The sequence below is a fragment of the Sphingobium sp. AS12 genome, assembly GCF_019097845.1.
In the GTDB taxonomy this organism is placed as follows: domain Bacteria; phylum Pseudomonadota; class Alphaproteobacteria; order Sphingomonadales; family Sphingomonadaceae; genus Sphingobium.
On record NZ_JAHRGM010000074.1, the window covers coordinates 1 to 1,908 of the forward strand.

The 1,908-nt window shown below is 63.3% G+C and carries 2 protein-coding genes; both read left to right on the top strand.

All coding sequences use genetic code 11. From position 1 onward, the window contains the following. Positions 1-240 (top strand): IS66 family insertion sequence element accessory protein TnpB (tnpB, locus tag KRZ98_RS21175; RefSeq protein ID WP_217675203.1); only part of this gene is annotated, 240 nt, incomplete at its 5' end. Between the two features lie 67 nt (positions 241-307). Next, entirely contained in the window at positions 308-1,876 is a 1,569-nt protein-coding gene (locus tag KRZ98_RS21180) for an IS66 family transposase (protein ID WP_217675204.1), read from the top strand. Positions 1,877-1,908 lie beyond the last annotated feature (32 nt).

Sequence of the window (1,908 nt, forward strand, 5' to 3'; positions counted from 1 at the left end):
TTCTCGGGGGTGGTCTTCATCTTCCGCTCGAAGCGGGCGAACAGGATCAAGCTGCTGGTCTGGGACGGCACCGGCCTGGTACTTGTGAGCAAGGTCTTGCAGACCGGAGGCTTTCATTGGCCCCGGGTGCATGATGGCGTGATGCGACTGTCAGCATCGCAGGCGTCGGCCTTGTTCGAAGGGCTGCAATGGTCGAAAATGCACACGCCGCGCACCCAGGTTCCGGTGACGACGCGATAGGTCGCACGCCTGATTCCCTTGATCGAAAGGCCATTGCGGACCGCTCCAAAGCTGCCAGAAATGGGGCATGTCCGCCACGGCAGCCGACCTTCCTGACGATGTCGCCATCCTCAAGGCGATGGTCCTGGCCGGCCTCGAGCGTGAAGCTCGGATGCAGCATATCATTGACCAGATTACCCGGACGACATTCGGAAAACGGTCGGAGAAGCTGAACGAAGATCAGTTGGCGCTGGGCCTCGACGATCTCGATGTTGCCCGCGCTGAACTGGTGGCTTTGGCCGAGCAGGCAGCGGCTGCCGCAGGACAAAAGAAGGAACGGGCGCGAAGGGAACCCGGGACAGCGCGGGCGTCGCTGCCGGCACATCTGGCCCGTGTCGAGGAAGTGATCCTCCCTGACGAGACGGAATGCCCCTGCTGCGGAGGCGTGCTGCACTGCATCGACAGCGACATATCAAGCCGGCTCGATGTCATCCCTGTCCAGTATCGCGTCATCGTGACGTCCCGTCCGAAAATGGCGTGTCGGGCGTGCAGCGATGGCGTGTTCCAGGCGCCTGCGCCCAAGCATGTAGTGCCAGGCGGCCTGCCCACCGAGGCGCTGATCGCCGACGTCCTCGTCAGGAAATATGCCGATCACACCCCCTTCTACCGGCAGGCACAGGCACTGCGGCGCCAGGGTATCGAGATCGACAGGGGGACAATGTGTAACTGGGCAGGCCGAGCCGCCGCCTGGCTCGGCCGCCTGACCAGCCGGATAAAGGCCGACCTCCTATCGGGCGCGAGGCTTTTCGTTGACGAGACCACGGCCAAGGTCCTGGCGCCCGGCACCGGCAAGGTGAAGACGGGATATCTCTGGGCGATCGCTCGTGATGATGGCGCGCATGGCGGCACCGATCCACCGGCCGTCGCCTACACCTACATGCCAGGTCGCGGGAAAGTCTGGGCGGAAAAGCTGCTCGGGGACTTCACCGGCATCGTCCAGTGCGACGGCTATGGCGCGTACAAGCATATCGAGGCGCCGGACCGAAGGGCCGGTCCCGGAACGCTCGCCTTCTGCTGGGCACATGTCAGGAGGGGCTACTTCGACGATGCCAAGGGCGGCAACGCCCCGGTCGCCGATGAGGCGCTGCGGCGGATCGCCGGGCTCTACAAGATCGAGGCTCGTATCCGAGGCTCCAGCCCCGAACACAGACTGGCGGTACGCCAGGCTGAAGCCGCTCCGATCATCGCGGACATGCTGCCATGGCTCAAGGAAATGCTGCCCAAACTACCCCGCGGCTCCCATACAGCCGAGGCCATCGGTTACACCCTCAACCACTGGAAGGGCCTCGTCCGCTTCCTTGAGGATGGACGGATCGAGCTGGATAACAACACCGTTGAGCGCTCAATCAGGCCAATTACCCTCCAGCGGAAAAATGCCCTGTTCACAGGCCATGACCTGGGGGCTGAAAACTGGGCAACCTGCGCCAGCCTTATCGAAACGTGCAAACTGGGCGGTATCAACCCGCAGGCCTACCTCGCCGATGTCCTCGCACGCATCGTCCTGCGCGGCGACACAGATCCCATCGATGACCTGCTCCCCTACAACTGGGTAGATAGTCGCGCCACCGCCAGCCCCGTCATCGATCAAGCCGCCTAAGCGCTCCCCTGTGGGGGTATTTTAGCGCTTAC